This window comes from Methylobacterium sp. WL119, assembly GCF_008039875.1.
GTDB lineage: Bacteria > Pseudomonadota > Alphaproteobacteria > Rhizobiales > Beijerinckiaceae > Methylobacterium.
This window is the reverse complement of record NZ_VRUU01000017.1, coordinates 49,039-69,215: the sequence shown is the minus strand read 5'-3', so window position 1 is coordinate 69,215 and position 20,177 is coordinate 49,039. Positions and strand designations below refer to the sequence as shown.

Annotated in this window: 31 protein-coding genes and 2 tRNA genes; 20 read left to right on the top strand and 13 right to left on the bottom strand. The window is 68.3% G+C overall.

From position 1 onward, the window contains the following. The coding region (locus tag FV227_RS09640; protein ID WP_147858816.1) for a hypothetical protein at positions 1-1,603 on the bottom strand (1,603 nt) is incomplete at its 3' end. 559 nt (positions 1,604-2,162) lie between these two features. On the opposite strand from FV227_RS09640, the gene FV227_RS09635 reads away from it, so the two are divergent. The 7 genes from FV227_RS09635 (at position 2,163) to FV227_RS09605 (ending at position 5,525) form a co-directional block, all read left to right on the top strand. Further along, positions 2,163-2,522, top strand: a complete 360-nt coding sequence (locus FV227_RS09635; protein ID WP_147853018.1) for a hypothetical protein — start codon at positions 2,163-2,165, stop codon at positions 2,520-2,522. Positions 2,523-2,685: 163 nt separating this feature from the next. Then, positions 2,686-3,525, top strand: a complete 840-nt coding sequence (locus tag FV227_RS09630; RefSeq protein ID WP_147853017.1) for a glycosyl hydrolase 108 family protein — start codon at positions 2,686-2,688, stop codon at positions 3,523-3,525. A gap of 202 nt (positions 3,526-3,727) precedes the next feature. Continuing rightward, positions 3,728-4,042, top strand: a complete 315-nt coding sequence (locus tag FV227_RS09625) for a hypothetical protein (RefSeq protein ID WP_147858815.1) — start codon at positions 3,728-3,730, stop codon at positions 4,040-4,042. Between the two features lie 199 nt (positions 4,043-4,241). Beyond that, the gene (locus FV227_RS09615) at positions 4,242-4,724 is read left to right on the top strand and encodes a hypothetical protein (protein WP_147858814.1); all 483 of its coding nucleotides are present in this window, start codon (positions 4,242-4,244) and stop codon (positions 4,722-4,724) included. After that, positions 4,721-5,065, top strand: a complete 345-nt coding sequence (locus tag FV227_RS09610; RefSeq protein ID WP_147853481.1) for a hypothetical protein — start codon at positions 4,721-4,723, stop codon at positions 5,063-5,065. The genes FV227_RS09615 and FV227_RS09610 overlap by 4 nt, the downstream gene beginning before the upstream one ends. After that, positions 5,062-5,220, top strand: a complete 159-nt coding sequence (locus FV227_RS28915; protein ID WP_187274739.1) for a hypothetical protein — start codon at positions 5,062-5,064, stop codon at positions 5,218-5,220. The genes FV227_RS09610 and FV227_RS28915 overlap by 4 nt, the downstream gene beginning before the upstream one ends. Next, positions 5,220-5,525 (top strand): hypothetical protein, encoded by a 306-nt coding sequence (locus FV227_RS09605; RefSeq protein WP_147853480.1) that lies wholly within the window; start codon positions 5,220-5,222, stop codon positions 5,523-5,525. Before FV227_RS28915 ends, FV227_RS09605 begins: the two co-directional genes overlap by 1 nt. Here FV227_RS09605 and FV227_RS09600 read toward each other — a convergent pair. Continuing rightward, complete coding sequence (locus tag FV227_RS09600) at positions 5,496-5,780, bottom strand: helix-turn-helix transcriptional regulator (protein ID WP_147853479.1); 285 nt, start codon at positions 5,778-5,780, stop codon at positions 5,496-5,498. The two genes, FV227_RS09605 and FV227_RS09600, sit on opposite strands and share 30 nt — an antisense overlap. Positions 5,781-6,000: 220 nt before the next feature. Between FV227_RS09600 and FV227_RS28910 the strand changes: the two genes are divergently transcribed. Further along, positions 6,001-6,138 (top strand): hypothetical protein, encoded by a 138-nt coding sequence (locus FV227_RS28910; protein WP_187274738.1) that lies wholly within the window; start codon positions 6,001-6,003, stop codon positions 6,136-6,138. Next, positions 6,138-6,956, top strand: a complete 819-nt coding sequence (locus FV227_RS09595; protein ID WP_147853477.1) for a phage regulatory protein/antirepressor Ant — start codon at positions 6,138-6,140, stop codon at positions 6,954-6,956. Before FV227_RS28910 ends, FV227_RS09595 begins: the two co-directional genes overlap by 1 nt. Before the next feature lie 74 nt (positions 6,957-7,030). Here the strand turns inward: FV227_RS09595 and FV227_RS09590 are convergent, their stop codons facing one another. The 7 genes from FV227_RS09590 to FV227_RS09560 all read right to left on the bottom strand — a co-directional run bounded on the left by FV227_RS09590 (position 7,031) and on the right by FV227_RS09560 (position 11,099). Next, the gene (locus FV227_RS09590) at positions 7,031-7,423 is read right to left on the bottom strand and encodes a hypothetical protein (protein WP_147853476.1); all 393 of its coding nucleotides are present in this window, start codon (positions 7,421-7,423) and stop codon (positions 7,031-7,033) included. Between the two features lie 15 nt (positions 7,424-7,438). Then, entirely contained in the window at positions 7,439-7,768 is a 330-nt protein-coding gene (locus FV227_RS09585; RefSeq protein WP_147858813.1) for a hypothetical protein, read from the bottom strand. Continuing rightward, positions 7,744-7,974 carry a hypothetical protein gene (locus FV227_RS09580; protein ID WP_147853474.1) on the bottom strand — a complete coding sequence of 77 codons (231 nt, stop codon included), beginning with the start codon at positions 7,972-7,974 and terminating at the stop codon, positions 7,744-7,746. Before FV227_RS09580 ends, FV227_RS09585 begins: the two co-directional genes overlap by 25 nt. Further along, complete coding sequence (locus FV227_RS09575) at positions 7,961-8,203, bottom strand: hypothetical protein (RefSeq protein WP_147853473.1); 243 nt, start codon at positions 8,201-8,203, stop codon at positions 7,961-7,963. Before FV227_RS09575 ends, FV227_RS09580 begins: the two co-directional genes overlap by 14 nt. A gap of 9 nt (positions 8,204-8,212) precedes the next feature. Further along, the gene (locus FV227_RS09570) at positions 8,213-9,814 is read right to left on the bottom strand and encodes an AAA family ATPase (protein WP_147853472.1); all 1,602 of its coding nucleotides are present in this window, start codon (positions 9,812-9,814) and stop codon (positions 8,213-8,215) included. A gap of 79 nt (positions 9,815-9,893) precedes the next feature. Next, positions 9,894-10,412, bottom strand: coding sequence for a hypothetical protein (locus FV227_RS09565; RefSeq protein WP_147853471.1), 519 nt, complete (start codon positions 10,410-10,412; stop codon positions 9,894-9,896). Between the two features lie 66 nt (positions 10,413-10,478). Next, positions 10,479-11,099 carry a hypothetical protein gene (locus FV227_RS09560; protein WP_147853470.1) on the bottom strand — a complete coding sequence of 207 codons (621 nt, stop codon included), beginning with the start codon at positions 11,097-11,099 and terminating at the stop codon, positions 10,479-10,481. 455 nt (positions 11,100-11,554) lie between these two features. On the opposite strand from FV227_RS09560, the gene FV227_RS09555 reads away from it, so the two are divergent. The 7 genes from FV227_RS09555 to FV227_RS09525 all read left to right on the top strand — a co-directional run bounded on the left by FV227_RS09555 (position 11,555) and on the right by FV227_RS09525 (position 15,507). After that, the gene (locus FV227_RS09555) at positions 11,555-11,884 is read left to right on the top strand and encodes a hypothetical protein (RefSeq protein WP_147853469.1); all 330 of its coding nucleotides are present in this window, start codon (positions 11,555-11,557) and stop codon (positions 11,882-11,884) included. Then, the gene (locus FV227_RS09550; protein ID WP_147853468.1) at positions 11,884-12,330 is read left to right on the top strand and encodes a hypothetical protein; all 447 of its coding nucleotides are present in this window, start codon (positions 11,884-11,886) and stop codon (positions 12,328-12,330) included. The genes FV227_RS09555 and FV227_RS09550 overlap by 1 nt, the downstream gene beginning before the upstream one ends. 2 nt (positions 12,331-12,332) lie before the next feature. Further along, the gene (locus tag FV227_RS09545) at positions 12,333-13,478 is read left to right on the top strand and encodes an RNA ligase (protein WP_147853467.1); all 1,146 of its coding nucleotides are present in this window, start codon (positions 12,333-12,335) and stop codon (positions 13,476-13,478) included. Between the two features lie 354 nt (positions 13,479-13,832). Next, positions 13,833-14,342, top strand: a complete 510-nt coding sequence (locus tag FV227_RS09540) for a hypothetical protein (RefSeq protein WP_147853466.1) — start codon at positions 13,833-13,835, stop codon at positions 14,340-14,342. Between the two features lie 164 nt (positions 14,343-14,506). Then, positions 14,507-14,917 (top strand): hypothetical protein, encoded by a 411-nt coding sequence (locus FV227_RS09535; RefSeq protein WP_147853465.1) that lies wholly within the window; start codon positions 14,507-14,509, stop codon positions 14,915-14,917. Next, on the top strand, positions 14,914-15,141 hold the full coding sequence (locus FV227_RS09530; RefSeq protein WP_147853464.1) for a hypothetical protein: 228 nt from the start codon (positions 14,914-14,916) through the stop codon (positions 15,139-15,141). Before FV227_RS09535 ends, FV227_RS09530 begins: the two co-directional genes overlap by 4 nt. Before the next feature lie 48 nt (positions 15,142-15,189). Then, complete coding sequence (locus FV227_RS09525) at positions 15,190-15,507, top strand: hypothetical protein (RefSeq protein WP_147853463.1); 318 nt, start codon at positions 15,190-15,192, stop codon at positions 15,505-15,507. Here FV227_RS09525 and FV227_RS09520 read toward each other — a convergent pair. Beyond that, a complete protein-coding gene (locus FV227_RS09520; protein WP_147853462.1) occupies positions 15,504-16,157 on the bottom strand; it encodes a hypothetical protein in 654 nt (217 codons plus the stop codon). The genes FV227_RS09525 and FV227_RS09520 overlap by 4 nt on opposite strands. Positions 16,158-16,365: 208 nt before the next feature. Between FV227_RS09520 and FV227_RS09515 the strand changes: the two genes are divergently transcribed. Next, complete coding sequence (locus tag FV227_RS09515; protein WP_147853461.1) at positions 16,366-16,689, top strand: hypothetical protein; 324 nt, start codon at positions 16,366-16,368, stop codon at positions 16,687-16,689. Between the two features lie 109 nt (positions 16,690-16,798). Here the strand turns inward: FV227_RS09515 and FV227_RS09510 are convergent. After that, a tRNA-Gly gene (locus tag FV227_RS09510) sits at positions 16,799-16,872 on the bottom strand. A gap of 289 nt (positions 16,873-17,161) precedes the next feature. On the opposite strand from FV227_RS09510, the gene FV227_RS09505 reads away from it, so the two are divergent. The 3 genes from FV227_RS09505 to FV227_RS09495 all read left to right on the top strand — a co-directional run bounded on the left by FV227_RS09505 (position 17,162) and on the right by FV227_RS09495 (position 18,181). Further along, complete coding sequence (locus FV227_RS09505; RefSeq protein WP_147726001.1) at positions 17,162-17,815, top strand: Maf-like protein; 654 nt, start codon at positions 17,162-17,164, stop codon at positions 17,813-17,815. Then, entirely contained in the window at positions 17,812-18,006 is a 195-nt protein-coding gene (yacG, locus tag FV227_RS09500) for a DNA gyrase inhibitor YacG (RefSeq protein WP_147858812.1), read from the top strand. Before FV227_RS09505 ends, yacG begins: the two co-directional genes overlap by 4 nt. Positions 18,007-18,105: 99 nt before the next feature. After that, a tRNA-Phe gene (locus FV227_RS09495) sits at positions 18,106-18,181 on the top strand. 72 nt (positions 18,182-18,253) lie between these two features. Here the strand turns inward: FV227_RS09495 and mobA are convergent. Together mobA and FV227_RS09485 are read right to left on the bottom strand one after the other, a co-directional pair. Next, positions 18,254-18,880, bottom strand: a complete 627-nt coding sequence (mobA, locus tag FV227_RS09490) for a molybdenum cofactor guanylyltransferase MobA (protein ID WP_147858811.1) — start codon at positions 18,878-18,880, stop codon at positions 18,254-18,256. 8 nt (positions 18,881-18,888) lie between these two features. Continuing rightward, positions 18,889-20,028 (bottom strand): Mrp/NBP35 family ATP-binding protein, encoded by a 1,140-nt coding sequence (locus FV227_RS09485; protein WP_147858810.1) that lies wholly within the window; start codon positions 20,026-20,028, stop codon positions 18,889-18,891. Positions 20,029-20,177: the final 149 nt, after the last annotated feature.

The window sequence follows — 20,177 nt, the reverse complement described above, 5'->3', positions numbered from 1 at the left end:
GGGGTAGAGAAAGCGGCGCGGGGTCGACGACGGGCCGGAGAGAAGGGGACCGGAGAGAGGGTCTCACGGGAAGGACGGGGCGGAACGCAGCCTCCGGGGGGAGTGACCCGGTCCCTCCGGAAAGGGGGCTCTCCTCACCCTCCGGGGAGGTAGCGGTCACCTCGGCAGCGAGACCACCCAGGGCCTCCGGAGAAGGGGTCTCCGAGGAGGGAGGGGTATTCCCACGACCCCCCGGAGGAAGGGTCACCAAGGGCTCCGCAGCGGGGGCCACCTCCAGGGAAGGAAGGTCACCCACGGCCCCCGGGATCGCCCCCGAGGGGGTATATCGGATCGATTGGACCGAACCCCCTGATCTCGAAGGGGAAATGGTCGAAATGGTTTCAGCTAAGACGTCACTCATTATACCGCTCACCTCCATGCCTCTGGACCCCGGTGCGATGAAGCTGTCGTGCACCGGCAAGACGCTGATCCCGGTGGCCCGAGACCGCTTCATGACCGCGTGCGCCATGCCGGAATCGATGCTCATGAGGCGCACGCCGGCGTCGCTCCCGATGTCGTTGGCGATGACCGGGTTAGCCTTCTTGACGGCCTCGACGATGCGCCGGGTCTCGACGGGCCCGTAGGCCCATGCCGGTGAGCCATCGCCCTTCTTGTCGCCCCGCTTTTGCAGGAGGGCCTGGATGGCGCTGTTCACGGTCGGGGCGTTGATGGAGACGTTGAGCGCCAGTTTTCCGGCGGACCTATCCCATCCCCGGAGCTCATAGGGATCGTGCTGGAGGACGACGCCACGCAGGGCGTAGAGCAAGGTTGGGTGAAGGCAGGCGAAATCGGGTTCGATGCAGAGCTCGTTGTTAATCAGGAGCTCGGCCCGGCGAGCCTTCGGGAGGTTCTGCCACCAGCCGTACCAACGTCCGTGCCGGTCCCAGCGTCCCCGCCCGAACACCCTGAACACTTCAGGGCTCGGCGTCGGGCGGACGCACGTCCAAGTCTCGCAGTTGTCCTTCACCTTGCGGGCGCGAATGTGGTGCCGGGTGTGCTGCCAGTCGTCCGGCGACGCGTCGGCGCTGATTCCGACTTCGATGCCGCCGAGGTAGCTATTGATGTCCTCGACCTCGGCCACGAGGCGCCGGGTCTGCGCTGTCTCGCGGTAGGCGACGCGGCTGCCGTCCTCGGCCTTCATGACCAGGGGGCAGCGTGTTCCGACGTACGTCAGGTCGACACCCTCGGCGAGTGTCATCAGCTTGTCCGTCGCGATCATCCGGCTCTGGTAGCCGTGCGTAAGGTGCGAGCCGCGCTTGGACCGCATCTCCTCGATCAGGCCGGCCTCGGTGAACTCCGCGACCGCGAGCTTGAGGTTGGTGAGGCTGTAGTCCGTACCCTCGTATCGGCCCTCGGCGGCGTAGAAATCGCTCGACCGGCTGTACGAGACCCACGGCCTGTCGGAATCCCCGGCGAGGACGAGGCTCGCCAGGACGCTGTTGCGTGCCCGCCTATAAGAGTGGCGACCGAGTTCCGAGAGGCCTGCGGCGGAGGCGAGGTCGTCGGAGGCGCGCCAATGGAAATCCAGCGCGCGGGCGTCAGTACAACGGGGGTCGAAGTCCATGGGGGGGTGGGGCTCTCGATGGGCCCGCGTCAGGCACCTCTACCGACACGGATCGAGAATAGTCCCCCCGAGATAAGCCTTTGACCAGAGGCGCTTAGGCGGCGTCTTGGAGCACGAAAACCCGAGAAAACGGCGTTGACCCAAGGGGGCTGGAAACCCTCAAACAGCGCACCTGCCAGACGCCTGAGATTGGGTAAGTCCGAACGGGATGAGGAATCCTCGCCGGGCCATGCTGAACCCGTCTGGCGGCCTCGCCTCGGGACCGAAGATTTCTCTCGGAAAACTACGTAGGCCGTCGCAGCCACGGGTATGGCGCATGGCTCGGGGCGGGGAATCGAGCCTCGGATGCGGCCCGCGCACGGGACCCCAAGGTCGGTCGATTCGGTTCTGGCCTGCCGGTCGGGCGGCGCGATGGGTCAACCTTGACGCCGTGCGACGCTAAGGCACCGGCCCGCCTCAAGGATTGCGTATACCAGATTTTGTGGTTGCACCCCTGGATGGCACAATCCTGCCCAACGAATCCCGCGAGGATTCGACGGTCCCAATGAGGACCTTGCCTGTGGGGGCATCCATCGTGTTCGACGACACCACCGACACCCTGACCGAAAACCCGCGCGCCGTCATCGGGAACAACAGCGACGCGCCGAAGCCGGATAGCCGGCAGATCCGCCTCCGGCCGTGCGCGACCGAGGATTACCTGAACGACAAGGCCGACATCCTGGACCTCGTCCGCCGGCGGATCGCCGAGCGGAAGCTGGAGCCGAAGGGCATCCGGAAATCGATCAAGGGGTGGCGCCCGGAAGAGCACTACAGGATCAAGTGCGGGTTTTACGACTGCGACGTCTCCCAGCGGCGCGCCTACCAGATCGCGGCCGCCGTCGGGCTCAAGCGGACGAAGCAACTTCCCTGGAGCCTCTGAAATCGTGGGCATCCTGGGAACCGCTCGCTGACCATGTGTTGGCCGATGCACGGCGGGGCGGTCCCCTCACCGTAGCCGCCCCCGGCGCTCGGTGACGCCTCATCCGTCCCCACGCTGGCGACGTCCCCCGAATCCGGGGGCGGTCCCAGCATCGGGGACGATCATGTCAGCATCCAACTTCCAGGCCGTGATGGCCCTCGTCCTCCAGCACGAGGGCGGGTTCACGAGCGACCGTCGCGACCCGGGCAACTGGACGGGCGGCAAGGTCGGCAAGGGCAAGCTCCTCGGCACGAAATACGGCATCGCGGCGAACAGCTTCCCGAACCTCGACATCGCCAACATCACCAAGGCGCAGGCCGTCGAGATCTACCGGCGCCAGTACGCCGCCCCCGTGCGGTTCGATGACCTGCCCGCCGGGGTCGACTACGCGGTCCTCGACATCGCCATCAACTCGGGCGTCCGCCGCGCAGGCCTGATCCTCTGCGGCGCCCTGGCCACTCTCGGCCGCCGCGTAAAGCTCGATGGCCAGATCGGAGACCCGACCATCGAGCAGGTCTCGGCCGTGGCGCCCACGGCCCTGATCGACGCCATCTCGGATGCCCGCCTCGCCTACATGCGCAAGCTCACGAACTGGCCGACCTACGGCAAGGGCTGGACCCGCCGTGTTGGCGAGGTGCGCCAGATCTCGAAGAGCATGCTGGTCACCGGGCGACCGCTCGCCCTCCTTACGGTCGAGCCCGCGCCCTCCGCCCGCGGCGCCAACGCCGCCAAGGTCGCGCTGACCAAGCTCAAGGGCGTGAAGACGGCGGTGGTCACGGCCCTGGGCGTCATCGGCGAGAAGAGCGCCGACATCCTCGCGCAGCTCCAGCCCTTCGCCGACGTCGGGACCATCCGCACCGTCTGCACCGCGCTCACGGTCGTCTCGGTCGGCTACGGCCTCTACCGGCTCATCCAGGCGAATGGGGCCGAGGCCAAGCCGGTCAACGCCGAGGCCGAGGCATGACCTGCGCCCTCGCCGCAACCGCCGTCGTGGCTTCCCTCGCCACGGCGCCGATGTGCCCACGGGTCGACCGTCTCGCCGGCGTCATGGCTGCGCTCGTCGGAACCTCGGACCCTCCGCCGAAGGTCGATCCCGCCTTCGAGGCGGCCATCCGGGCGATCCGCGCGACCGCCCCCACCCCAACCCGGATTCGGAGACACCGTCGGTGAGCACCTGGGTCATCCTTACGGGCCTGCCCCTCGCGGCCCTATTCGCCTTCGTCATGTCGCCATGGGGCGCGCCCGCCCTGGCGCTGCTCGCCAGCAGCCGGTTCGCCCGCACGGCGGCCGCCGCGGCCGCGGTGGCATGGGCCCTCTTCGTCGCCGCCGGGCGCATCCGAAAGGCCGGGCGCGACGAGGCCATGGCGCGGGTCGACCGCGCCAATGCCGAAGCCCGCACCGAGCGGGCGCGGATCGACCGGGACGTCGCTTCCCAGTCCGACGCCGAGGTCACCCGGCGACTGGAAAGGTGGTCCCGATGAAGCCCGTCGTCCTCGCCGCGGTTCTCGCGGCCGCCCTTGCCGGGTGCGTCACCTCCGGCGGCAGCCCCGGAGGCTCGTTCTGCGAGACCGCCCGGCCCCAGCGTCCCTCTCGCTCCGAGATCCAAGCCATGACGCCGGCCCGCCAGCGGGAGGTCCTCGCTCACAACGAGTTCGGGGCCAAGGCATGCGGGTGGCGCCCATGAGATCGATCCGAAGCGTCCCGACCGTGTTCACGCCGAGCCGTGACCTGGAGTGGCACTGCGCCGGCACGGACGCGCTGATCGCGATCCTGCTGGCGCTGCCGGGCAAGACGTTCGCGACCGGCGCCATCTTCGACCGGTTCGCCGCCATCATGCCGGAGAGCGAATGGGCCGTCCTGATCGGGGGCGTCGCCATCGTCCGCATCGCCGCGCTGGCGATCAACGGCCACTGGCGACGGACCCCGTTACTCAGGGCCATCACCGCGCTGATCGGGGCGACGCTCCACGCCTACATCGCGGTGCTGTTCTGGGTGCCATCGGTCGGGGCCTTCGGGATCGGCGCCGCCTTCTCGGCCGCCCTGGCCGTCTCGGACATCCGCTCAGCCTTCCGCGCCGGCCGAGACATCGTCGTCGCCGGGCGGGTCTTCAAGATGATGCAGGCGGCGCCCCCGGCTCCACTGCCGAGGAGCTTCGCCCCGTGAGCACCATCCTGTCTGGCGTCCTCACCGCCTTGGAGCCCTGGAAGGGGCTGATCGCCAGCGTGGCCGGCTTCGGGGCGGCCCTGCTCGGCATCCTCGGCGGCATCATCAAGCAGCGCCGGGCCTCCGACACCACCACCATGGAGCCGCCCCTGTCCGCCCAGCGGACCATGGGGCGCATGCATCCCGATGACCGCGACGCGATCTCGGACGTGCGGTCATGCATCGGGGACCTGCGGGAATCCGTGGAGGACCTGACCCGCATCACCCGGCAGAACACGAAGGCGACCGAGGACAATACGGACGCCATGAACCGGCTCCCCCCGGGCGGGAGGCGTCGGTGAGCAAGGGCGACGTCGCCTTCCTCCTCACCCTGGCGGGCATGCTCCGGGCCGGCATCCTCGCCGACCCGATCCCCGAGTACCGGCCGCGGGACTTGCGCTGGTGGCCCCCGTTCGACTGGGACGCGTACCTCGGCATCAGTCGGCTGGCCGCCTGATGAGCTACCGCCGGGAACGCCTGCTCAACGACGATGAGGTGGAGGCCGGGATCGCGGCCGCCGGTTCCCTCGCGGCCTACGCCAAGCTGAAGGGCGTCACGCCCGGCCTGGTGAGCAATCGCCTCTCGCGGATTCGATACGACCGGGGCGAGCCCTCGGCTTGGAACGTCTCCTGGGACGACAAGCTGAAATTTCAGCCCACCCGCGCCGCAGTCCTGAAGCTGCTCGCATCCCATGGCGTCGAGGCCTGCAAGGCCCGGTGGGGCGAGCCACCTTCATACCTGCTCAAGCGCGCCCGATCCTGAGGGGTCTGCGTCCGGTGCAGACCCTTCCGCGGCGAGGCAGACGCCGGGCCCGCGGTCATCCGTGGCGGCGAGGAAGATGACGCCGTGCTCCTCCAGGGCCCGCTCCATCGCGGCGAGGTTCGGCGCGAACGGCGTCCTCAACCCGAGCTCGAACTTCGCGATGGTGCCTTGGCTGACGCCCGACCACTCGGCGAGGTCGCTCTGCTTGATGCCGAGGAGGGCGCGTGCGGCGCGGATCTGACTATTCGTGACCATGCGTTACACCATGCCTTCCCGGACTTCCCGTGGCAAGGTTGATTTTTATATTCCCATGCCTCACATTGTGGTTAACGCAGATTCACCACGAGGGCATTCGGTGTCGGCCGGGCAGAGAGGGTCCAACGCCTCTCACATCCCGGCCTGACCCTCGACGACGGAGCGACCCGTGTCCAAGGCTTAGACGACCGATACCACTCCCGACGATGACCTGCATGCCATGCTGCAGGCGTGCCGCCTCATGACGGTGGACGAGCAGTCCGCCTACCTCGCCGAGTGCCTCTGGCAGGAGCGAGCCAAGGTGGCCGCACGCCGGGCCGCGCTGGCGACCTCCATCCGGCTGCGGGGGATGCACTGATGAGCGCCCTCGTCACGTCGACCGATCCCATCGTCAGCGTCATCGACGGACAGGTCCGGGCCGACAGCCGGGAACTGGCGAAGGTGTTCGGCAAGCGGCACGCCGACGTCCTCCGGGCCATCGATGGCCTGATGAAGACCCTGCCCGGCGCATGTGAACGCAGTTTTGCGTTTACATCGGCGCCGACCCGGATGCCCAACGGCGGCGTCCGGCAGGAGCGCTACTGCCTCATGGACAGGGACGGCTTCACCCTGGCGGTGATGGGGTTCAACGGCAGCGCGGCCACGATCTGGAAGGTGGGCTACATCTCGGCCTTCAACGCCATGGAGGAGGAGCTTCGCCGCCGCCAGCCGCCGCCGTTCGACCCGAACGACCCGGCCTCCCTGCGTGTCGTCCTGCTCGGGTACGCCGAAGCGAACCTCGCCCTCAAGGCCGAGAACGCCCAGATCTCCCAGGCCCTGACGGTGTCGGAATCGGCGCTCGCCACGGCCGCCCCGAAGGTCGAGTTCTTCGACCGGTTCGCCAACGCCGACGGGCACTACGGCCTGCAGAACGCCGCCCGGTCCATCGGCGCCCCGCCCAAGGCATTCGTCGACTGGCTGAAGGGGACCTACCTGTTTTACCAGGGGCGCGAGCTCATGCCTAAGGCGGCCTTCGTCAAGATGGCGATCTTCACCGTCCATCCGTTCCTCGACGGCGACGTCGCCCGGGCCCAGACCTTCGTCACGCCCTACGGCCTCCAGTACCTCGCCAAGAAGTGGCAGAGGCACACGATGATGCCCGAGGGGCCGCGGGACCTGTTCGGGAACGCCGCGTAACTAAAGCGTAGTCGAAGCCTGATCACTACACATGGGGCCTGTTTCCATTGAGGAAACAGGCCCTTACCTTTTGGTCAGTCGCCCGTCGAGAACGTCGCCTGCCCGCCCGCGCAGATCGTCTTCCCGTACCACGTCATGACCGCCCCTTCCTCCAAGGCCACGCACCAGGACCCCAGGTCACCGGCGTCCCCGCACCACGCGTCCTGGCGGAACAAGGCCTTACCCCTTCGGCGGACGACGATGGCATCCCGGGGAGCCCGCACGTCGGTGACCTGGCACATCACCTCGACGTCATCGCGGCCGGCCTTGGCGTTCTGGGAGACCGACATCCCCGTGGTGTGCGTGAAGGGCCCGTGTGCCTCCGTCGTCTCGACATACCACCGCGGCTGGGACCATGGACCCTCGTCGGCGACCGCGGCCGCGCCGGCGAGCAGGAACAGGAGGGATGAGACGACGACGTGGAGCATGACGGTATCCCCGGATCAAAGGACGGCCCAGCACGAGCCGTCTGGGAGGAAGGAGGCGACGGCGGCCGCGCGGATCGGGCTGCAATCGGGAAGCGTGAAATCTGTCGACCGGTAGGGGCAGAAGCGCACCTGCAGCGCGCCGTTGGGGAGGCCGGATTCGGATGGGACGCCCCGGGCGTAGGCGATGACTTCGCGGGCCTGCCGCAGCCGAATCCGACGCACGCCCGGGAGGGAGACGATGAACGCGACGTCCCGGAGAACCAGCGCGGGGACGTGGCCGACGACCCGATTTTTGACGCGGACGGACCAGCAGGCTCGGGTCAAATTTCGGTAGACGTCGGGCATCGGGCGCCCTCCATCTCCTCGGCCAGGACCTGCGCCCGGGCCGCGACCGCCTCGGCCCGCTCCGGACGGATCAGGCCGTCCGCATCGAGCCGGGCGACCTTCAGGACGTAGAGCCGGGCCCGGCGGGGACGGAGCCGGCATTCCCGACCGGGCACCCAGGCCGCGCGAATCCGCGCTGCCGCCGTCGCGAGGTCACCGCGGTTCATGGCGATCCTCCGGAAGCTGCGGGAGTGCGAGCGCCAGCGTCACGGCGCGATTGGCCGCCACGAGGGCCTCGACGCCGGTGAGGACATGCTCGTCTGCGAGCCGCGTGACGTGCAGGACGTAGGCCTCCATCCCGTGGGCGACTTGAGCGTGGAGACGTCCCGAGGCGCGGTGCGCCCTGAGGATCTCCAAGAAGTAGTCGAGGACGGGGGCGTGGGAGCGATGCCGCATGATCGCCCCCTAGTTGGCCTGGCCGAGGTCGCGACCGTCCACGGCAACTTCCACGAGTTGCTGCAGGACGCGGACGCTGCCTCCGGACCAGTGCGAGCCGATCATTTCGAGCTCGTCGGGCGTCAGGTCGGGGAGCCACACCGCATCGAGGCCGCGCTCGACCCGGAGTTCGGCAACGATGGCCCGGGCCAGGACCGGCAGGGACCGCGCCGTCGGCATCGGCATCTCGAAGACCCGGAATCTGGACAGGAGCGCCGGATCGAGACCGTCCACCGTGTTCGCCGTAGCGACGTACGAGACCGCCGACAGATCCACCGGGCATTCCAAGTAGGGGTCCTGGTACGCCCGGGCGGTCTCCCGCTCCGTCAGCCCGAGGACGCCGTCGGTGAGCTTGCCGTTGTCGGTGCGGGTGCCGGCGCGTGCGATCTCGTCGAGGACGATCAGCACCGAGGCGGCGCCCGCGCGACGGATCGCCTGGAGCGGGACGGATGCGCGACCCGTACTCCACATTCGACTGGTTCCGATGATCGAGGAGTCGCTGACCCCCGAGCACGCGTAGACCGTGACGGCGAGCCCGAGCTCTTCCCCGATCCGGCGGGCGAGGCGGCTCTTGCCCGAACCCGGCGCCCCGACGAGCAGGAAGGGCGACAGGTAGGCAAACTGCCGTCCCGCGATGGGCGCCAGCACCGCGTCGATGATCCGCTCGCAGTCCGGGAACTCCCGCACGAGCCTCCTCTTCACTCGGGCGAGATCGGGAACCACGACCAGGGGGAGGCGCTTGCCCGCCATCGGGGCCCACTCGGCCCGGGCCGTCGTACCGACGCTGCCGCCGGGGCGGCCCTCGCCACCGGTGGCGGACCCGGGAAGGTGGTCGACGGACGCCAACACCAAGAGCGACGGTCCGGCGTCGATACGTGCGGCCTCGATGGCGCGGAGGCCGGACGCGGCCTTGGCCTCCTTCGCCCATGCCGGCTCGGGCTGCGGGAGCGTGCCCGTGAAGGCCTGCCTGCCGAGTTCGATGCATTGAAGGGCGAAACCGGATGGCATGCCGGTAGGGCGCTTGCCCTCGAAGCGCCAACTCTCGCCGGCGTAGAGGCTCGCGCCGATGGCGCCGTACAGCAGGTCGTCCTGGTCGGGCTCACGCTCGCGTGCATGGCGCCATGCGAGATCGACGTACGCCATGCGGGCGACGCCCTCGCCGAGGTCGGCGAGCAGAAGCGTGACCAGATCCAGCATCTCCTGTTCCTGGCGGTCGTGGAACGAGAGATCGAGATCGGCATCGATGGCGGACTGCACGCCCACAGTCCGCCTGAGGACGAGCCACGCCTCATAGATCGCGGTGATGAACCGGCCCTCCTTGGCGGCCTCATCCGGCCTGATCGAGAGGGCGGCGATAGCCGACTTCCAGAGGGAGACGACGAGCTCGTGGAAAAGCGGCGAGTCCGCGCACTGTCGGATCAGCTCGGCCCGGCCGGCGCTGAAAATTCCCGGGACGGTCGAGAGGATCTCGGCCTGAAGCTGGCGGGCATGACTGCCGCGATGGATGGGGGTGCCGCGGAGCAGCGCGCGCAGAGACGGCGCGCCCACCCCGTTTCGGGGGGACTGTCGCATGATCGGGATTCCTGGTCCGGGCCGCCGGTGAAGACCGACGGCAGGTGGGCGAGACTAGAGGTCGTGTCTTAAGGTTCGGTTACGCGCCCCGGGCGGCGGCCGCCTTTTCGCGCTCGCGTCGGGCGTAGGCGACCATCTCGTCGGCGGTCTTCGACAGGCTCGCCATGAACGCAAGTGGATCGGTGATCTCCCCGATCCGGTCCCGTTTCTCCTCATCGGAAAATGGACCGACATCGCGGTACACCATGGCGGCGCCCTGCAGGATGAAGCCCAGCGCCCGGGCATGACGATGCTCGGATGCCCTGCCCAGCAAGACTAGGACCCACGGCGGCAGGCCCCACTGCCTGATCCTGTCGCGGTTGCACGTCCGCGCGTTCAGGCCGGTGACCAAAGCCAGCGGTTTCGACCACTCGCCCCCAAGGACCTGCGCGGCCGCGTAGTCGACGGCGTCGATCATGGCCTCGGCGATATCGCCGTGCTGCAGGGCCCGCCCGTCCACGTGAGCGGTCCGGCCGACATAGTAGAGTGGGAATCCGTCGAGCGTGCCGACGGCTATCCCCTCGGCCTGATCGGGCACGGATTTCAGGATGATCTTCATGGGTCCTCCGAACGGAAAAGGGGCGAGCCTCATGGCCCGCCCCGGAATGCTCATCGTCCAATCGGATCAGGCGGCGACGTCCAGCCGGGACTCGATGCAGATCGAGAAGTCGGGCGCATTCTCGTCCCTGACGATGACCCGCTCGGCATCCCAGGAGATGAGACTGCCCACGTCGACAGGTGCAGGGCCGAAGGTCGGCACCTCGCCGCTGCCGGTATCATACAGCCACTTGCTCAGGCCGTCGGCGCCGAAGTACCGGCGGACCAACAGAAGTTCGGCGTAGACCTCATCGAGGCTGGAAGCGCGCCGGACGCGATCCTGGGCGATGATCGTGCACTGGGCGTTGTAGTTTTCGAGCATGCGCCGCGTCTGCATGGCGTCGGCCGCCGCGACGAGCGGTCCCCGGTCGAGCCCGTTCAACTCGGCGATCTCATCGACCTTCCAGGAATCCATGACCTCGTTCTCGATTCCCTCCTCGACGATGTCCCGCACGATGTCGTCGGCCGTGACGCGAGAGATGACGAGCTCGTCCCGAGCCTCCTCGACGGATTTGCCGAGGGTGGCGGCGAGCTCGGCGTAATCCCTGTAGCCGGCGGCCTTGGCGAAGAGGTCGAGGGCCTCCTCCTCGGTGGCGACGGCGTAGATGCTGCCGTAGGCCGGCGTGTCGATCCGGATGTAAGTGTTCATTGTGGGTCCCTCGTATCCACCGCGCCGGTTCATCCAACGCGCTAGTGTGCCTGTTATAAACAGGCACGGTGCGGACGCAAGACCTAGAACGACGAAGGCCCCGGCGGATGCCAGGGCCTGTCGAAGGTGTGCCCCCCGTGATTGGGGGAAGGAAACTGTGAACCCGGGGGACTAGCCCACGACTTAAACAAAGGGTTGCCCCCCTGCCGGCGGGGGGGACGTAAAACCATGGGCGCGGTGAACTGCGCTTGCGAGGTTTGCCCCCGTTGCCGGGGATGAAGGTGAGCAAAGAGCTTGTTTCGTTCGAAGTCAACGAGGTTCGCTCCCCGAATCGACGGATGGGTGTATTTTCTGGGGATACGCCACGCGGCGTTCGGGTCTGCCGGTGTGGGCCGAGATGAAGGGGGTCCCGGCCAGGTGCGGGGACCCCCTTCGGATTCCTGAGGGGGGAAGCCATGAAGCTGTCGGAAGTCACGCTCGCCAACGACCTGGTTAAGCGCCGTCGCGATTGGGTCACAGCATACGTCGACATCGGGCGCGAGACGTCGATTGGGCCTGGCAACAGCTACGGCCCCTTCGGAGGGGCGCTGACCCTGTTCGGGTACCGGTTCGACGACAAGATGGTCGAGGCCGTCCGCCGGGCCATGCGCGCCGAGCTTCGCACCAGGATCGCCGATCTCGATCAGGAACTCGCCGCTCTCGGTGTCGAGGTCGACGGCATCGAGATCACCATCGCTTCCGAGGAGGCCAAGTGCCCGCCTCAGCGCGTCGAGGAGGCAGCGTGATGGGCAGGACCTGGCTCAAGCCGCACTACGTGGCTTCCGATCTCGATCCCGTTACGAAAGCGGTCCTGCCCGGTTCGATGCCGCCCGGCATGTACGTCGAGGACGCGGCGACCTTCGACCAGATCCTCGCCGATCCCAAGGTCGGCAAGATCGAGCGCGCCTTCAACGCCCCGGCCGACAACAGCCGTCCCCGGGCATGGCCGCCCGTGAAGGTCGCGGGCATCCGGCTCCGCGTCGCCACCGAGTCCGAGCTCGCGGTGCTGCGCGGCGTGACGACCACGACGCCCCCGCCGCCGGCCGAGGGCCTGACGCCCGACGAGCTCAAGACCTGGGGCAAGATCGCCGACCGCATCCGGCGCGGGAAGGTCACCCCGAACGCGATGCGGATTCCCCCGGGCATCAACCGTGCGGCCAAGCGCGCCGCCGCGGCGAAGGGGAGGTCCTGATCATGCGGACGATCATCCACCCCGCCCGTGCCATGGCCTTCAACGACCTGATCGACGGCCTGGAGAAAGCGCGGGCCGCCGGCTTCGTCAGCCGGAAGATGTGCCGGGCGACCGGGCTACTCATCTACTGCTACACGCAGCGCTGCGTGTACGACCACGGCTGGGACCGGTACTCGCTGCTCGCCCGCGGCCTGATCGTGGACTACGACGCCGGCGCCGTCGTCGCGACGCCGTTCCCGAAGTTCTTCAACCTCGGCGAGCGGGGCGCCGTCGTCCCGGATCTGCCGTTCGAGGCGTTCGAGAAGCTCGACGGCTCCCTGATCATCGCCTTCCACCACGCTGGCTCCGGCCGGTGGCGCACCGCGACCAAGGGGGCATTCGATTCCTCCCAGGCTGTGTGGGCGCAGGCGCGTCTTGACGCGATGGACACCTCGGCCCTGGTGCCCGGGACGACCTACCTGTTCGAGGCCATCTACCCGGAGAACGTCATCGTCGTCCGGTACCCGGAGGCGGGCCTGTCGCTGCTGGCAGCCTACGACGCGTCCGGGCGCGAGGTGCCCTTCGCCGAGCTCATGGATCTCGGGGAGGCGAGCCACTTCGCCTTCAAGGTCGTCCAGCGCCATGCGTTCATATCCCTCGCGGAGATGATCACCACGGTCGTGGCGTTGCCCCGGGATAAGGAAGGCTTCGTCATCCGCTTCGCCGACGGCACCAGGGTCAAGGTGAAGGGCGACGAGTACAAGCGCCTCCACGGCGTGATCAGCCGCTGCACGCCCCTGGCGGTGTGGGACGTCATGGCCGCCGGCGGGGATCTCGAAGAGATGCGCCGGGACCTGCCCGAGGAATTCTGGGCGGACTTCGATCAGATCGCCGTCGTCCTGCAGGCCCGGTACCTCAAGCTGATCTCGGGCGTGAGCCTTGCCGCGGAGTTGGCTGCCGGCCTCTCGGATAAGGAGCTGGGTCTGCGCCTGTCCGAGGTGCCCGACCCGATCCGCCCGTTCCTCTTTCCCTTCCGCAAGGCCACCACCGACGAGGCCCGGGAGAAGCTACGGCTGGCCATGCTTCGGACGATCCGGCCGAACGGGAACCTGCTGGACGGATACGTTCCGTCCTACGCGATCAACAACGCTCTCGATGAGGCCGCCTGACCATGCCCGTCTTCGAGGTCACCTCCCGCATTACCCGACGCTCTCTCATGAACCGCACGAAGGACGAGCTCGCCCACCAGGTGATGGAGCTCCTCTGCGAGCTCGACATAGAGCGGGCCCGACACGCCGCGGATGCCAAGGCGCTGCGGGCGGTCATCCAACACGTTCGGCCCGGGGCGAACATCGTCCGCGTGGATGAGCCCACGACCGGACACCACCGCTACGAGCTCTGGACGAATCTGACGCCGAAGCCAGCCGGACACGCTGAGTTCCTGTCCGAGGTTCGGGGCGTGGCTTGGACAGATGGATCTGAGCGCACCCGAGATACCGCCCTACCAGCAGTGTGGTCCGCGCATGGCTGAGCGCACCACGCATTCCTACCGGGTCAAGACCACCGACTGGCATACCCTGGCCGGTCGCGGTCGCGGCGTTCTCGTCAAGGCGACTTGGGATCGGCACAAGATCGGAGACGTCGTCCTGATCTACACCCAAGGTGTCGGTGAGGCATCGCATCTTGAGGCCGCGGAACACTGGAAGGTCATCGGGAAGGAGGGCTCTGTGGGCGCCTCGCTGACCGCCCTGATAGTCCGCCGGGCGAAGCTGGAGGAGGTGCTTCCGCCCGAGCTTGATCCCACGACCATGACCGAGCCGGAGCGGATGAAGGAGGCCTCCAGGCAGGTCTACGAGATCCTCAGCGACCTTGCCGGCGTCGTCGGTATGGAGAGGAACGCGGTCAACCAGTTTCGGGAGAAGGTCCGCCGCCTGAAGGCCACCATCGTCGGCATCGAGTTCGAGCCGGATTGCGACCACCGCTGGGATTGGCCCGACGGCACAGCCCGGCATGGGAGGCCACCTGCAGCATGACCTACGCATGGAGCATGACGGACGGGGATCATGCGGACGACGGCTACACGGCCGACGATCTCCAACCGCACGGATGGTCCCCCGGGGGGTACGTCGGCACCTGCAAGGTATGCGGCGGGAGGGCCTTTGGAGCGAAGCGCGTCCGGTGCTGCCGTTCCTGCGCGGTGAGGGCCCTGGAGGCCGAGCGCGCCAAGCCGCCTGTCGTCGAGCGGCGGGAGTTCTGGTGGATCACCTCGGAACGGTGGGGCCACCCGAACCAGACTCCGGCCGAGATCATCTTCAGGGATGACGTCGCGTCTCAGGTCTTCGCCGTCGGCGCCGACGAGATCTACCGGGCCGAGGATTGCGTGCTGATCGAGCGGATGATTCCGCCCGGGCGCGCCCTGACCGTCGACGCCATCCACCAGGCGTTCAAGGCATCCGCCAAGCACGACACCCTCTATTTCGGTGACCTGCAGGAGGAAGAACAGGACGAGGATCTCAACCCGACCGGCCGGGCATTCACGCTGATCGACGGCTACGTCGACCTGCAGCGCGTCGCCGAGATCCTCCAGGGCAAGGAGAATCAGGCATGATGCTCGCCAACATCATCGAGGGACTCGGCATCCTGGCAAAGCACTTCACTGAGCTCGCGGACTACAAGTCCGGGTCCGATCAGTACCAGTTCAACGTCTGCGCCACCGACACGCCACTCACGACGGATGAGGTGGCGCGGATGGATGATTTGGGCTGGTTCCAGCCGGACGCGGAAGAGGATGAGGCATACGACCCGAGCCAGGGATGGTCGTTCTTCACATGACGCTGAGCAACGCGTCACCGAGATCCTGAACCGAGGGGAGCCCTGAGCATGACGAATCGCGAGATAACCACCAACGGGTGGACCGTCGACGACCATCGGCGAGCCGAGCAGATCCGAACGGACCGCGGCATGGCGCGAACGGTCATCTTCGACAAGGTCGACCCTGAACCGTGGAAGGGTGCTCTGACGCCGGGGATCGCGGCCCTGACCGTCGAATGGAACGCGGTGCAGGCCGCTACCCTGACGCCCGATCAGCAGCGTGCCGTCAATCGCGGGGCGCACCTCGCGGTCTTCGGCACGGAGCCGCCGGCCGGGGAGCCAATCGATTTCCGAAAGGCGTTCCCCGGCGGGGTCATCGTGCTCTAGGCCTCGGGCGCGCCGTGCGGGTGGAACCGCCGCCAGTTGATGTGAGCCCGGGGCGCGTCCGTGCCCGCCTTGTAGAGCTCTTCCCGCCGCTGGTTGAGCGCCTCGATGGCCGCCCGTGCCTTCTCGTGCGCCTGCACGGATTCCTTCAGGCCCCACAGCATTTCGTCCGTGATGCCCGAGGCCTCCTCGAACAGGCCGCGGATACGGGCGTCGTCTTCCCTCGTTCGGCACAGACCGTCGATCAGCGAACCCCACTCACCGGACGTGCACCGTTCATCCGTGCGGAACTCGGCCAGGTCCTCGACCAGGACCTTCATGTCCTCCTGGGTCGGTTTCCGCCCGCCGCCGCAGCCGGAGCTCATGCCGCAATTTCCCAGGCTGTCATGCCAGGCGGACAGATTGGTCCTCTCTCCGTCGGCCAAGATCATCTCGCGCCTGAGGTGGGCGCGGTCATCGGCGGTCAGATGCTCGACGACGTAGTCCCCGACGTAACGGAGCGAGGTACGCTCCCTGATACCGGATCGGGACATCCAGGGCGCGCTGCCCCACGACGGATGGGGCATGCGGTCGAGCGCGTCCTTCAATCGCCGCATCTCGATCCCGCGCCGCAGGAGGTCCGACGGTGTCGAGACCGCCCGCCGGCACTCCATGATCTGTGCATCCCGCTCGACTTGCCAGGGCTGCCTGCTCTCGGATGATGTCCAATACGAATAAAAATTCTCCTCCCAGAAAGGAGGTCGCATGGAGATCGGCACGCAGGGGTAAAGTGACATGGCACCCTGGATAGGGGGCAATGATTACGTGGAGGTAAGATCCTACGGTTACTCGAAATGGAATCCGTCCCCGGAGGCCATCACAGTGAACGACACCGAAATCCCGGACTCGACTTGGCTCGCCAAGATCCTGGAAAGCAGCCGCCTCGGGGGCGATCCCGAGCGGGATCATGCCGGCGTCGACGCGGTGTTCGCGGTCTGGCTGACCGGTGACGCCCAGGAAACCGTGAACGCGCGCATGGTCCGCGGCCGGGCCATCGTCCCGGGCCGGCCGGGGATCTCGATGTCGGCCGAGGCGGTCACGGAGGCCGCGCAGGCCATCGACATGCAGCTGGAGATAGGCGACGCGATGGACGACGGCCCGTCCGTGCCGGCCGCGTGGCGGGCGTTCATCGCCGAGGCGGGATGAGAGGGCGACCAGCCTCATAAGGGCGGCCCAACAGGGCTGCGGCTGGTATCAAACTGGTATCACCGCCCGTCGGGGCTTAGCGTTAACCAGCTAAGTGCTTGAAGGTAAATGGAGCGGGCGGCGGGAATCGAACCCGCATATTCAGCTTGGGAAGCTGACGTTCTACCACTGAACTACGCCCGCGCCGGGCCGCGTTTCGGCAGCGCGGCTGGACCATAGCAGAGCCGCCGACGTTGTCCACGGGGTCGATGGTCCTGCGGTCATGGACGGTCTTCGCGAAACATCTTCTTCGCGCGGCAGCCCGGCACGCGATGCTCCGGCAGCGGCCACACCATCGCCGCGCGCAGGCCATCGCCGCCGTATCCGTTCCCATGGCGACGCCGTTCCACTATCACCCGTCGGACCTGCACCCACGATGCGTGCGGCGTCCGCCTCCGGTGGGCGGCGCCGGCCGAGGACCGATCCGAGATCCATGGACGCCCCTTCCCCCCTGGCCGCGCCCGCGGACAATCCCGCGCGGCTGATCCTCGCTTCGGCCTCGCCGCGCCGGCTCGCGCTCCTGCAGCAGATCGGCATCGAGCCGGACGCCCTGCTTCCCGCCGACGTCGACGAGACGCCGCTGAAGTCCGAATCGCCACGCGAGCTCGCCCGGCGGCTCGCGCGGCTGAAGCTCTCCGCGGCGCAAGGGGCGCTCCACCTCCACGAGCACGGCGGGAAGAGCTGGGTGCTGGCGGCCGACACCGTGGTCGCGGTCGGCCGCCGCGTGCTGCCCAAGGCCGAGGTGCCCGACGAAGCCGCCGACTGCCTGCGCCTGCTTTCCGGGCGGCAGCACCGCGTGTTCACGGCGATCTGCCTGCTCTCGCCGAAGGGCGCGCGGCGCGAGCGCATCGTGGAGAGCCGGGTGCGGTTCAAGCGCCTGTCCCAGCGCGAGATGAGCAGCTACCTCGCCTCGGGCGAATGGCGCGGCAAGGCCGGCGGCTACGCGATCCAGGGGCTGGCCGGCGCCTTCGTCGTCAAGCTCGTCGGCTCGCACTCGGCCGTCGTCGGCCTGCCGCTCTACGAGACGATGGCGCTCCTCGACGGCGAGGGGTTCCCGGTGCGGGCCGGCTGGGGCGCGATGGCATGACGACGGTCGCGAAGCTGCCCCCCTGCCCGATCTGCGGCAAGCCGGCGGATCCGAAGCTGAAGCCGTTCTGCTCGGAGCGCTGCTCGGACATCGACCTCGGCCGCTGGCTCAGCGACCGCTACGTGATCCCGGCCGCCGATGACGAGGACGAGGACGCGTTGCCGGCCGCCCGGAAACCCGACCAAGAATAGCGGGAAAATCATCCGGCCGATGCGCCGGATCAGGCTGGACAGGCCCGGAGGCACTGACTATACCCCCGCCCTGTCGAGCCGCCACGCGGATCGGCGAAGGCCCAGGTAGCTCAGTTGGTAGAGCATGCGACTGAAAATCGCAGTGTCGGCGGTTCGACTCCGTCCCTGGGCACCATCCCTCCCCAGCGTCTGAACTGGATTCGCAGCCGCGGCTGCTGGACCCGTTCGTGCCTGCGCGGACGCCCTCTCAGGTGGCGCTCGATCCCTCGACGATCTCGGCCAGCCTCTCCGCCGTTTTCAGATCCTCCGGCGTGTTGACGTTGAGGAACGGGTCGATCGGCTCGATCGGCCAGCGCACCACCGCGGCGCCGTGACGGCCGATGAAGCCGCCGACGCGGCGCTCGCCGCGCTCGACGAGCGCGGCACGCAACTCTGCCCGCAGATGGATCGGCCAGAGCGCCACGGTGTAGTGCTCGCGATCGCCCGAGGCGGCGACCGGGATCGCAGCCGGCTCTCGGGCTGCGGCGAGGCGGGCGACGAGGTCGAGCGGCAGGAACGGCGCGTCGCAGGAGACGCTGACGACGGCGTCCACGTCGGCGTGGAACGCGGCCGCATGGTCCAGCCCGGCCAGGATGCCGGCGAGCGGGCCGGGATGGCCGGCGACGCCGTCGGGCAGAACCGGCCCCGGAAAGCCGGAGAACCGCGTCGGGTCGCCGTTGGCGCTGAGCATCAGCCCGGCCGGGCATTGCGGCGCCAGGCGCCCGGTCACCCGCTCCAGCAGCGTCCGGCCGCCGAGGGTGCGCAGCACCTTGTCGCCGCCGCCCATGCGGCGGGCGAGACCGCCGGCCAGGATCAGGCCCAGGACCGGCGGCATCGTCGCGCCTATTCGAAGACGATCTTGGGCGCCGCCCGGCCGGCCGGTGCCGCGGTCAGGTTGTCCCAGAGCTTGCGCGCGATCTCGCGGTAGACCTGGGCCTGCGGTCCGTCGGGGGCGACGGCGACGACCGGCTGGCCGGCATCGGACGATTCCCGGATCGTCATGTTCAGCGGCACCTCGCCGAGGAACGGCACGCCGAGGCGCTGCGCCTCGATCCGCGCGCCGCCATGGCCGAAGATGTGCGATTCGTGGTTGCAGTTCGGGCAGATGAAGGTCGCCATGTTCTCGATCACGCCGAGGATCGGCACCGCGACCTTCTTGAACATCGTCACGCCGCGCCGCGCGTCGATCAGCGCGAGGTCCTGCGGGGTCGAGACGATCACGGCGCCCGAGAGCGGCGTCGCCTGCGCCATGGTGAGCTGCGCGTCGCCGGTGCCCGGCGGCATGTCGACGATCAGCACGTCGAGCTCGCCCCAGAGCACGTCGCGCAGCATCTGCGTCAGCGCCGACTGCACCATCGGGCCGCGCCAGATCATCGCCGTCTCGGGCTCGATCAGGAAGCCGATCGACATCACCTTGAGGCCGTAGCCTTCCATCGGCTCCATGCTGCGGTTGTCGACCACCTTCGGCTTGCCGGAGAGGCCGAACAGCTTCGGCACCGAGGGACCGTAGATGTCGGCATCGAGCAGGCCGACCTTCAGGCCCTGCGCCTTCAGGGCGAGGGCGAGGTTGCAGGCGGTGGTCGACTTGCCGACGCCGCCCTTGCCCGAGGCCACCGCCACGATGTGGCGGACTCCCGGCAGGGCCGGCCCCTGGCCGGGAGGCGCGCCGGGACGCGGCGGCGCGGCATTTACCGGAACCGGGGCGGCCTTGCTCTGCTCCGGCATGCCGGGGCCGCGCTCGGAGGTGAGGCTCGCGAACACGCCCGAGACGCCGGGCATCGACAGCACCTTGCCCTCGGCCGACCGGCGGATCGGCTCGAAGCGCGCCGCCTCGCTGGCGTCGATCAGGATCGAGAACATCACGCGGTTGGTCGGGTCGACGACCACCTGCGACAGGCGGCCGGACGCCAGCAGGGTGGTGCCGGCGGTATCGATGGTCACGCTTTGCAGCGCGCGCAGCACGTCGTCTCGGGTGATCGCCACGGTCGGCCTCCTTCGCCGCGTCCGGCGTCTCTGGATCTCGAAAGGGATGGTTCCGGCCCATGTAAACAGCCGTGCCGGAAACGCCAGCCGAAGCGGGCCTACCACCATGCGGCGCCTGTGCGCAGGCGATCGAACCAACCGATGCGTCA

What these genes read in the sequence shown, in the direction of transcription:
- FV227_RS09525 (WP_147853463.1), top strand. Translation starts at nt 15,190, where the DNA reads ATGACGAATCGCGAGATAACCACCAACGGGTGGACCGTCGACGACCAT.
- FV227_RS09605 (WP_147853480.1), top strand. Translation starts at nt 5,220, where the DNA reads ATGAGCTACCGCCGGGAACGCCTGCTCAACGACGATGAGGTGGAGGCC.
- FV227_RS09560 (WP_147853470.1), bottom strand. Translation starts at nt 11,099, where the DNA reads ATGAACACTTACATCCGGATCGACACGCCGGCCTACGGCAGCATCTAC.
- FV227_RS09585 (WP_147858813.1), bottom strand. Translation starts at nt 7,768, where the DNA reads ATGCCCGACGTCTACCGAAATTTGACCCGAGCCTGCTGGTCCGTCCGC.
- FV227_RS09565 (WP_147853471.1), bottom strand. Translation starts at nt 10,412, where the DNA reads ATGAAGATCATCCTGAAATCCGTGCCCGATCAGGCCGAGGGGATAGCC.
- FV227_RS09615 (WP_147858814.1), top strand. Translation starts at nt 4,242, where the DNA reads ATGAGATCGATCCGAAGCGTCCCGACCGTGTTCACGCCGAGCCGTGAC.
- yacG (WP_147858812.1), top strand. Translation starts at nt 17,812, where the DNA reads ATGACGACGGTCGCGAAGCTGCCCCCCTGCCCGATCTGCGGCAAGCCG.
- FV227_RS09530 (WP_147853464.1), top strand. Translation starts at nt 14,914, where the DNA reads ATGATGCTCGCCAACATCATCGAGGGACTCGGCATCCTGGCAAAGCAC.
- FV227_RS09550 (WP_147853468.1), top strand. Translation starts at nt 11,884, where the DNA reads ATGGGCAGGACCTGGCTCAAGCCGCACTACGTGGCTTCCGATCTCGAT.
- FV227_RS09520 (WP_147853462.1), bottom strand. Translation starts at nt 16,157, where the DNA reads ATGGAGTGCCGGCGGGCGGTCTCGACACCGTCGGACCTCCTGCGGCGC.
- FV227_RS28910 (WP_187274738.1), top strand. Translation starts at nt 6,001, where the DNA reads ATGCTGCAGGCGTGCCGCCTCATGACGGTGGACGAGCAGTCCGCCTAC.
- FV227_RS09580 (WP_147853474.1), bottom strand. Translation starts at nt 7,974, where the DNA reads ATGAACCGCGGTGACCTCGCGACGGCGGCAGCGCGGATTCGCGCGGCC.
- FV227_RS09555 (WP_147853469.1), top strand. Translation starts at nt 11,555, where the DNA reads ATGAAGCTGTCGGAAGTCACGCTCGCCAACGACCTGGTTAAGCGCCGT.
- FV227_RS09570 (WP_147853472.1), bottom strand. Translation starts at nt 9,814, where the DNA reads ATGCGACAGTCCCCCCGAAACGGGGTGGGCGCGCCGTCTCTGCGCGCG.
- FV227_RS09575 (WP_147853473.1), bottom strand. Translation starts at nt 8,203, where the DNA reads ATGCGGCATCGCTCCCACGCCCCCGTCCTCGACTACTTCTTGGAGATC.
- FV227_RS09595 (WP_147853477.1), top strand. Translation starts at nt 6,138, where the DNA reads ATGAGCGCCCTCGTCACGTCGACCGATCCCATCGTCAGCGTCATCGAC.
- mobA (WP_147858811.1), bottom strand. Translation starts at nt 18,880, where the DNA reads ATGCCGCCGGTCCTGGGCCTGATCCTGGCCGGCGGTCTCGCCCGCCGC.
- FV227_RS09600 (WP_147853479.1), bottom strand. Translation starts at nt 5,780, where the DNA reads ATGGTCACGAATAGTCAGATCCGCGCCGCACGCGCCCTCCTCGGCATC.
- FV227_RS09590 (WP_147853476.1), bottom strand. Translation starts at nt 7,423, where the DNA reads ATGCTCCACGTCGTCGTCTCATCCCTCCTGTTCCTGCTCGCCGGCGCG.
- FV227_RS09545 (WP_147853467.1), top strand. Translation starts at nt 12,333, where the DNA reads ATGCGGACGATCATCCACCCCGCCCGTGCCATGGCCTTCAACGACCTG.
- FV227_RS09505 (WP_147726001.1), top strand. Translation starts at nt 17,162, where the DNA reads ATGGACGCCCCTTCCCCCCTGGCCGCGCCCGCGGACAATCCCGCGCGG.
- FV227_RS09630 (WP_147853017.1), top strand. Translation starts at nt 2,686, where the DNA reads ATGTCAGCATCCAACTTCCAGGCCGTGATGGCCCTCGTCCTCCAGCAC.
- FV227_RS09540 (WP_147853466.1), top strand. Translation starts at nt 13,833, where the DNA reads ATGGCTGAGCGCACCACGCATTCCTACCGGGTCAAGACCACCGACTGG.